The sequence below is a fragment of the Microcoleus sp. Pol12B3 genome (assembly GCF_036701355.1).
Lineage (GTDB): Bacteria > Cyanobacteriota > Cyanobacteriia > Cyanobacteriales > Microcoleaceae > Microcoleus.
In genome coordinates this window covers 26,323-35,863 of the sequence record NZ_JAUBQS010000055.1, presented here as the reverse complement: position 1 = coordinate 35,863, position 9,541 = coordinate 26,323, and the positions used below count along the sequence as shown (strand labels likewise).

Genomic DNA, 9,541 nt, shown 5'->3' with positions numbered 1-9,541 from the left:
ATCAGCCAGTAGATTCACAGAGGGGACTTGACCTTGCAAGGTATCCTGGGCAATGGCAGACTCAACCAGGGATGGGTGAATCTCGGTCGGTTGCACATCAGCCAGTAGATTCACAGAGGGGACTTGACCTTGCAAGGTATCCTGGGCAATGGCAGACTCAACCAGGGATGGGTAAATCAGAGAGCCTCCAAAGATCAGACACGATGAGAGAATCGACTGAAAGAGAAGTTTCATTGAGAATCAATCCCCTCGAAACACCGGATTACTTGGTAATTTTGGCAGCAACCACCTTGGCTAGGATCGATCAATGGCAATCGATCCTAGCCATTCACGAAATCATCAAGTGTCGTTGCAATATTGCAAATGAAGTTGATCACTTGGCAATGACAACACCCACTCAGTTACACAGGAGTCATCAGGCGCTCACGACTGGCAGAGCCAGCACTTGATGTTGCCACATAGCTAGTCATCAGGTTTTTGTAGTCAGGAATAAACCCTGCAAGGAGATTACCTAGCCCTTCAATATCGTTACGCCAGTCACGGTGCAATTCACCTACAACACTAAACCAATTGACCAACTGAACTCCAGCACGAGACATCCGATCCCACGCTGCATCGCGACAGGCTTCATCGAAGGTGCCAGAGGCATCAGTAACCACAAAAACGTCATACCCTGCCTCTAATGCCGAAAGCGCACAAAACGTAACACAGACATCAGTGACAATGCCAGCAATGATCAATTGCTTCTTACCGGTTGCTTCTACGGCTTTAACGAATTCCTCATTGTCCCAAGCGTTAATCTGTCCGGGGCGCGGAATAAAAGGAGCATCGGGAAACTTCTCCTTCAGTTCAGGCATAATGACTCCATTGGGACCATCCTCAAAGCTAGTGGTCAAAACAGTAGGCAGGTTGAAAAACTTGGCTATACTTGCTAGCGCCAACACATTATTTTTGAAGTCGGCAGCACCAATATCACGCACAAGCGAGAACAGTCCAGTTTGGTGATCCACCAGTAAAACAGCAGCATTATTCTTGTCTAGACGATTGTACTTGAATGTAGACATTAGGTAATTCTCCTATTGGAGCGATTGGTGAATGAGGAATTGCAGAATGAAATCAAAAGCTAAACATCTCTGCTTGTGCTTTTAAGTGAAACGTCTGTTTACCCTCAAGGGTTGATGACGTAAGCGATCGCGCCATGAACTGAGTCTGCAAGACAACGCCAAATTTCATCACTTAAGCTCCGCAAGTTAAGCACAGAGTTAAGATTTTCGCGTCGCGTGCCCAAAGGGCATTCGCTTCACTGTGCGATTGCTCCTAATGCTTTCAACGTCGCTGCTTGAGCGTGCGTTAATCCAGTTGCACCTTGAATATTTATGCCTTCAAGCATGGAACCGTGCAATTTACTTGCTCGATCCATTTCCATGACTGTTTGCATAAATTCAATATAGGTGGTCGCCTTCAAGCTGTCGCCTATAGCAAGTTAAATTTTTTACAGTACAAATTGATAGATTAACCATGCCATCGCGGAGTAGAAGGCTAGCTCTAACTTAAGTTAGAATCCGAATTTGATCGAAAGTACATTCATACAACTGATCGACCATCAATGTCTGAATGCAAAATCCGGTAGCGATGTCCCACACCTTTGATGCGGGCGATGACCTGTTTGCCCCCCGGATGAAGCGGTTGTCACTACGAGCTATTGCCGTGAACCGACGACGACAGACCCTGGCTGCCTCAACGCTTCAGCAATACGGCTCTCGATTCCGAGGTAGCCTGTGGAAGATATTGAATGTATCTCTGCCTTCCAGGCTATTTCCCATGCCCTTGCCTCACACCAGTCTGATTGGCTACTGAGTTGAGCAATTACAAGTCAAGATATAAAGATCCACACAAGGAGCTTTATATTCTGGAGTTTGGCAAGCGATATACTTTGGGAAACGGATGACAGTCTTTCGCCGGGGGGCGTTCAATGATTACCCTGCCTGGAGTTACTATTCACAGCAAAATCTATGAGAGCTTAGCTTCTTTGGTGTATCGGGGTATCAGAGAGCAAGATAACTGTGCAGTGATTGCCAAAGTTCTCAAGCAGGATTATCCCTCTCCTCAGGATTTAACTCGCTATCGGCAAGAGTATGAAATTACTCGCTTTCTCAACATTGAAGGCGTAGTCAAGGCATACAGCCAGCAAGACTACCAGCGCACGCTGGTTATTCTTTTGGAAGACCTTGGTGGAGAGTCTTTAGAATGCTGGATGCGGCAACAATTAGACTTCTGTCCCATGCCGCTGTCGGTTTTTTTGAATATGGCGATCGCCATTACTGATACTCTAGGCAAAATCCATGCGGCCCATGTCATCCATAAAGATATTAATCCTGGCAACATTGTCTTTAATCCGAGGACTGGCGTTGTCAAAATCATTGATTTTGGCATTGCCACTCGCTTCAGTCGCACCAATCCGGCATTCAAAAGTCTCCATCTTCTAGAAGGAACCCCCGCCTATTTGTCGCCAGAGCAAACCGGACGAATGAACCGTATGCTCGACTATCGCACCGACTTTTATTCACTGGGTGCAACCTTCTACGAACTGTTGACGGGACAATTACCGTTTCCCACTAAAGATTTCCTAGAGCTAGTCCACTGCCACATTGCCAGACCGCCGGCTCCCCCGCATGAATTAAACTCAACGATTCCCCAACCTGTTTCAGATCTGATTTTGAAACTGATGGCAAAGAATGCGGAGGATCGCTATCAAAGTGCCTGGGGCATCAAAGCAGATTTAGAACGCTGTGCCCAGCAACTGGCAGAAGTGGGTTTAATTGAACCTATGCCATTGGGACTGCAAGATGTTTCCGAGCAGTTCCGCATTCCTCAAAAACTATATGGGCGAGAAGCGAAGATTGCAGCATTATTGGCGGCTTTCGACAGAGTGGCAGGGAATGAGGGAATAGGGGAATGGGGAAGTGGGGGAGCAGAAAAAGACATTACCCTACTACCGCATCGTGAAATGATGCTGGTCTCCGGTTATGCTGGCATCGGCAAAACGGCATTGGTGCAGGAACTCCATAAACCGATCACAGCAAACCAAGGCTATTTTATCTCTGGCAAATTTGACCAATTTGGGCGCAACATTCCCTACAGCGCCATTGTGAATGCCCTGCAAAAGTTAGTGCAGCAACTCTTGAGCGAACCGGATGAGCAGGTGGAAGTGTGGCGATCGCGCCTGCTCACTGCTCTGGGCAGCAACGGACAAATCATCATTGATGTCATCCCCGAAGTTGAGTTAATCATTGGCAAGCAGTCGCCTATACCCGAAGTTGGAGCAACTGAGGCACAGAATCGCTTCAATCTCACGTTTCAAAGATTTGTGCGGGCGTTTTGTGCAAAAGAGCATCCCCTAGTCATTTTCTTAGACGATCTACAGTGGATCGATTCTGCGACTTTGAAGTTAATCGAACTCATCTTACTTGATGAGCAAATCCAGTATCTGTTTTTGATCGGAGCCTACCGAGATAACGAACTGACTCCAACGCATCCGTTGGTCTTAACGCTAGAGAGCATGCGAAACCAGGGAGCAGTACTTCAGGAAATCATCCTGACCCCTTTAACCCTGGAACCGTTGAGTCAACTGATAGCTGAGACATTACATCACAATCCTGATATCGTTCGCGCCCTAGCCCAAGCTGTGTCACGTAAAACCGAGGGCAACCCTTTCTTTGTCGGTGAATTTTTGAAAATGCTGTATGGCGAACATCTGTTGACTTTCGATGCACAAAAGTTGAGCTGGCAGTGGGACCTAGCTGAGATTGAAGCTCAAGATATCACTGATAATGTGGTGGAGTTGCTGCTGCATCAGTTGCAGAAATTGCCGGAAGCAACACAGCAAGTTCTCTCCATAGCTGCCTGTGTTGGGTCTGAGTTTGATTTAGAAACGTTGGCGATCGTTTGCGAAAAATCACCGAAAGCAATTTTCCAGGATCTACTAGCAGCAATACAAGCGGGATTAATTCAACCTCTATCTGAATTGGACGAAGATTTGTTAGTTCAAGAGTATAAGTTTTCGCACGATCGCGTTCAGCAAGCGGCTTATGCTTTGATTGATGAATCGCAGAAACAGGTTGTTCATCTCCAAATCGGTCGCAATTTGCTCGAAAAAACTTCACCAGAGCAACGATCCGATCGGTTGTTTGAAATCATCGATCATCTCAATCAAGGACTTGAGCTAGTCACTGCTCAATCAGAACGAACTGAAATTGCCAGATTTAATTTAATGGCAGGTCAGAAAGCAAAGGCATCAACGGCTTATGAAGCAGCTTTTAAGTATTTCACTACAGGGTTTCACCTCCTCAATTCAGAGAGTTGGCAGAGTGAGTATGACCTTACCTTAGCGCTGTACTCAGAAGCAGCAGAAGCGGCGTATCTCCAGGGTCACTTTGATGAGATGGAACAGTTGGTAGAAGTGGTACTTGATCGTGGCAAAACAGTGGTTGACAAAGTGCAGGCTTACGATAGCAGAATTCAAGGATATTTGTCACAGGGCAACCTGAAAGAAGTACTAAAAACTGGATTGGAAGCGTTAAAGCTCTTGGGAATAGATTTAATAGAAAATCCAAGTCAGGCAGATATTCAAAGGGAATTGGAGTCAACGGCTGCACTACTTGCTGAACGAGAAATCGAAGACTTGATCAATTTACCAGAGATGACTGCACCAGAACCACTGGCAGCTATGTCAATCCTAGCGAATATGGGGTCTGCTGTATTTATAACGTTACCAGCACTGTGGATACTGATTGTATGTAAGAGGGTAAATCTGTCAGTTAACTACGGTAGTAATACCTGGTCACCACATAGTTATGTTGCTTACGGATCTGTTCTATGTGGAGTTGTTCAAGACATTGAACTCGGTTATAAATTTGGACAACTGGCTCTCAGCCTGGCAGAACGATTGCATAGCAAAAAAGGAAACTCGAAAACATTAATGTTTTCGAGTTTCCATATCCTGCACTGGAAGGTGCATCTTAGGATATCAATAACATTTCTGGTTGATGCTTATCAAAATGCGGTGGAAACCGGAGACTTTGAATCTGCTGGTTATACTGCATATTTCGTGTGCCATAACTCATTTTTTGCTGGAGAGAAACTTACCCAACTAGAACAAAAAACAGCAACTTACAGCAAAGCGATCAACCAAATCAGACGGGAAAGCCCCTCGAATTGGCTTGCAATATTGTGGCAGACCATTCTTAATTTGCTAAATAGGTCTGAGAATCCCAGCCGCTTAGTTGGTCGGGTGTGTAATGAAGAGCAGGCGTTACCACACGCTATTGCAGTTAAAGATGGAAGTGCAATTAAAATACTCCATTTATACAAAGTTATATTATGTTATCTATTTGAAGAATATCATCAAGCAGTACAAATTGCTATTTTAGCAAGGCAACATTTTGAAGAGGTGACAGCAATAACGATTTTACCTGTATTCTGCTTCTATCATTCTCTGGCGCTTTTGAGCCTATCGCTCGATGCTGCAAACTCTGAAAAATCAGCTTGGCTAAACTCTGTTAATACTAACCAAGAAAAGATGCAGAAATGGGCAGAAGATGCCCCAATAAATTATCTACATAAATTTTATCTAGTCGAGGCAGAGAAAGCGCGAGTCTTAGGCCAATTTCTTGAGGCTGAAGAGTTTTATGAACGGGCGATCGCAGGTGCTGCTGAAAATGAGTATATCCAGGAAGAAGCACTCGCGTATGAATTAGCGGCTAAACATTATCTGGCGCGAGGTCGGTCAAAAATTGCTCAAACCTATATGAAAGAGGCGCACTATTGTTACGATCGCTGGGGCGCGGTCGCTAAAGTTAAAAACTTAGAAAAACGCTATCCACAGTTCTTTCCTAAATCGTCTAGAGCCGCTTCCACATCAATTCCTATTACTGCTGAAACTATCTCTAATCCCTTCCATACCGCTTTCGATTTAGCAGCAGTGATGAAAGCTTCACAGGCGATTTCTCGTGAAATTGAACTGAAGCAATTGCTGCGATTACTGATGCAAACTTTAATTGAGAATGCTGGCGCACAAACCGGATATCTGATTTTAGAAAACTCAGGAAAATGGTTAATCGAAGCGGCTTGTGAACTCAATGCCGATGAAAATGCTTGTGCGACTCAGGTGTTACAGTCTATTCCAATTGCCGAACAATTGCCAGAATCAATCATTCAATATGTGATTCGGACTCTGAAGCCTGTCACCTTAAATGATGCGACTCGTGAAGGTGCTTTTATTAATGAGCCATATATTCAACAGAACCAGCCTCAATCTGTTTTCTGTTTACCGCTGCTAAATCAAGCCAAGCTGGTCGGTGTATTGTATTTAGAAAATCAGTTAGCAACTGGAGTATTTACACCAGAGCGATCGCAGGTCTTGCAGCTATTATCGACTCAAGCAGCGATCGCCATCGAAAATGCCAACCTTTACTCAGAACTGCAGGCTAAGGAAAGCAAGATCACCCAGTTCCTCGAAGCGATTCCAGTGGGAATTGCGATCGTGGATGCGACGGGTTGCCCTTACTATGCCAACCAATGCGGCAATCAACTCATAGGCAAAGAAACTGATACTTCCATAGCACCGGAGCAGCTCTCAGAGGCTTATCAGCTTTATGTAGCGGGAACGGATCAAATCTATCCAGCGGAGAGCTTGCCTATTGTGCGGGCATTAAGGGGCGAACGCATCAGGACTGAAGATATAGAAATTCGTCGAGATCATGTCACAATTCTAATTGAGGCACGGGGAACACCAGTTTTTGATCAACAGGGCAATATCGCTTATGCGATCGCTACCTTTCAGGATATTACAGAACGCAAACAAGCCGAGAAACTCCTAGCCGACTACAACTGCACTTTAGAGCAACAGGTCGCAGAACGAACTGCTGCGTTACAACAAAGTGAGGCCAATTACCGTAACCTGATTCAAACTGCGAATTCAATCATCCTTCGCACGGATAGGGAAGGACGAATTCGATACATGAATGACTATGGACTGAGCTTTTTTGGTTATGAGGAAGATCAGATTTTAGGGCGTACCCTACTGGAAACAATCGTTCCAGAAACCGAAATATCTGGACGTGATCTCAAGCAGTTTGTTCACAATCTGTTTCACAATCTTGAAGCTTCCTTGCCTCAAGCTTACTTGCAAACCGAGAATGAAAACCTTTGTCGAGACGGTAGACGGGTTTGGATTGCCTGGTCGAATCAAGCCATCTTCAATGACCAGGGAGATGTCGTTGAAATCTTATCGGTGGGCAATGACACCACCCAGCGCAGACAAGCAGAAGAGGCATTACAACGCAGTGAAGCTAAGTTCCGCAATATTTTTGAAAACTCACAGGTTGGCATCTTCCGCACCCGCCTCTCGGATGGATTACTTCTCGATGCCAATCAACGCTACGCCAATCTGCTTGGCTTTGATTCATCAGAGGAGATGATTGGGCTTGAACACGCCACAGACTACTATGTAAATCCCAGCGATCGCCAACAATTCCTTGAGGTGCTGAAGCGGGATCGGGAAGTGCGAAGCTATGAAGCACAGGGGCGAAAACGAGATGGGACAGTGTTTTGGGGACTTTTCTCTGCTTATCTGAATGCAGACGATGACTACATTGAAGGGGTGATTGCGGATATTAGCGAACAGCAAGCTGCGCTACGCGAACGCAAGCAAGCAGAAGAAGCCCTACAAGCCTCAGAGACAAAGCTACGGACTCTAATTGAGGCAATTCCCGATCCATTGTTTGTACTGTCTGCTGAAGGGCGATTCCTTGAAATAATGGTACTGGAACCAAATCTGCTATGGCAACCCTTTGAGGAGATGATTGGTCAAACCATGCATCAACTCGGAAAGGAACAAGCTGATGAATTTCTAAGTTATATTCAGCAGGTGCTGAGAACCCAACAAATCCTCACAGTCGAGTACAGTGCTTTTCTAAATGAACGAGAAGCCTGGTTTGCGGCTCGCATTGCCCCAATCAGCCACGATCAGGTGATTTGGCTGGCGCGAGATATTACGGCGCTGAAGCAAGCAGAAGAAGCCTCAATTTTAGAGGAGCGCAACCGCATGGCACGCGAAATTCACGATACACTCGCTCAGGCGTTTACAGGTATTCTGGCTCAGGTAGGTGCTGCAAACCAGGTGCTAACGGATGATGTAGAAGCAACTGGGGCACATCTGGACCTGATCAAAGAATTGGCGCGAACTGGACTGACTGAAGCGCGGCGATCGGTCTTTGCGCTCCGCCCTCAGCTTTTGGAGGAGGGCAGTTTACAGAGCGCTCTACATCGTCTCATCGCTCAAATCAGAACTGCCGCAATGGATACCACTTTATATTATGAGATTGAGGGTACGGTGTATTCTCTACCGGCTGAAGTCGAGACTAACCTACTGCGAATGGGGCAGGAAGCATTAACCAATGCGATTAGACACGCCAATGCTGACGAAATTCGAGTGCAGCTAGTCTACGATCGCGATCAGTTTTGCTTGCGCATGAGAGACAATGGACAGGGCTTTGGAGTTGGCAGTATTTCAGCCTCTGAGGGTTTTGGCTTACTCGGCATGAGCGAACGGGCTGAGCGCATCGGCGCACAACTCACGATTAGGAGTCAACCTGGACAAGGAACAGAAATTATTGTCACCGTCAACCTTTGAGTGAGCATTACAATGAGCCAAGCTACGACCATTCGGGTTCTGATTGCGGACGATCACGCCATTTTTCGGCAAGGATTAGCCACGATTATTAACCGTGACCCAGATATGCAGGTGATTGCACAAGCTGAAAATGGGGAACAGGCGATCGCCTTATTTCGGGAACACCAACCAGATGTAACGCTAATGGATCTGCGAATGCCTGAAGTGGAAGGAGTTGCCGCCATTGGTGCAATTTGTGCGAGCGTTAAATCTGCTCGGATTATTGTACTGACCACGTATGATAGTGACGAAGATATTTATCGGGGATTGCAGGCAGGCGCAAAAGGATACCTGCTGAAAGAAACTGAACCTGACGAGCTTCTGAATGCGATTCGCACCGTTCATCGGGGTCAGAAGTATATTCCGCCTGATGTGGGAGCAAAGTTAGTACAGCGCCTCAGCAATCCAGAACTGAGTGAAAGAGAATTAGAAGTACTTCGCTCGCTGGCACAGGGAATGAGTAATGCGGATATTGCGGCAGCTTTGAGTATTGGTGAAGGCACGGTTAAATCTCATGTCAATCGGATTTTGAATAAGTTGGATGTGAGCGATCGCACTCAAGCGGTGATTGTTGCTGTTAAGCGCGGCATTGTCAGTTTGTAGGGTGTACTTTCGATCGAGTCGAGAGTCTAACTTAAGTTAGAGTCGGCCTTCTACTTTGCGATGGAACGATTACTCTATCAATTTCTACTGTCAAACTTTTAACTCACTATAGACGACAGGTTGAAAGCGACCACCTATATTGAATTTATGCAAACAGTCATGCAAATGGATCGAGCAAGTAAATTGCATGGTTCTATGCTTGATGCA

Annotated in this window: 6 protein-coding genes; 3 read left to right on the top strand and 3 right to left on the bottom strand. The window is 45.9% G+C overall.

Annotation, left to right across the window (positions count from 1 at the left end):
• The 3 genes from QUA53_RS22595 to QUA53_RS22585 all read right to left on the bottom strand — a co-directional run.
• The coding region (locus tag QUA53_RS22595) for a hypothetical protein (protein ID WP_333099892.1) at window positions 1-234 on the bottom strand (234 nt) is incomplete at its 3' end.
• A 167-nt stretch (window positions 235-401) separates the two neighbouring features.
• Window positions 402-1,064: an isochorismate family cysteine hydrolase YcaC gene (ycaC, locus tag QUA53_RS22590; protein WP_333093232.1), complete on the bottom strand. Its 663-nt coding sequence runs from the start codon at window positions 1,062-1,064 to the stop codon at window positions 402-404.
• 236 nt (window positions 1,065-1,300) lie between these two features.
• The gene (locus QUA53_RS22585) at window positions 1,301-1,465 is read right to left on the bottom strand and encodes a hypothetical protein (protein WP_333167999.1); all 165 of its coding nucleotides are present in this window, start codon (window positions 1,463-1,465) and stop codon (window positions 1,301-1,303) included.
• A 167-nt stretch (window positions 1,466-1,632) separates the two neighbouring features.
• Here QUA53_RS22585 and QUA53_RS22580 point away from each other — a divergent pair, with 167 nt between their 5' ends.
• The 3 genes from QUA53_RS22580 to QUA53_RS22570 all read left to right on the top strand — a co-directional run bounded on the left by QUA53_RS22580 (window position 1,633) and on the right by QUA53_RS22570 (window position 9,334).
• The gene (locus QUA53_RS22580; protein WP_333167996.1) at window positions 1,633-1,857 is read left to right on the top strand and encodes a hypothetical protein; all 225 of its coding nucleotides are present in this window, start codon (window positions 1,633-1,635) and stop codon (window positions 1,855-1,857) included.
• 115 nt (window positions 1,858-1,972) lie between these two features.
• Window positions 1,973-8,692 (top strand): PAS domain S-box protein, encoded by a 6,720-nt coding sequence (locus QUA53_RS22575; protein ID WP_333099891.1) that lies wholly within the window; start codon window positions 1,973-1,975, stop codon window positions 8,690-8,692.
• Between the two features lie 12 nt (window positions 8,693-8,704).
• Window positions 8,705-9,334: a response regulator transcription factor gene (locus QUA53_RS22570; protein WP_333099890.1), complete on the top strand. Its 630-nt coding sequence runs from the start codon at window positions 8,705-8,707 to the stop codon at window positions 9,332-9,334.
• Window positions 9,335-9,541: the final 207 nt, after the last annotated feature.

Bases quoted from the DNA above. Each gene is read 5' to 3' on its own strand.
- ycaC (WP_333093232.1), bottom strand. From the start codon at position 1,064: ATGTCTACATTCAAGTACAATCGTCTAGACAAGAATAATGCTGCTGTT.
- QUA53_RS22580 (WP_333167996.1), top strand. From the start codon at position 1,633: ATGTCCCACACCTTTGATGCGGGCGATGACCTGTTTGCCCCCCGGATG.
- QUA53_RS22575 (WP_333099891.1), top strand. From the start codon at position 1,973: ATGATTACCCTGCCTGGAGTTACTATTCACAGCAAAATCTATGAGAGC.
- QUA53_RS22570 (WP_333099890.1), top strand. From the start codon at position 8,705: ATGAGCCAAGCTACGACCATTCGGGTTCTGATTGCGGACGATCACGCC.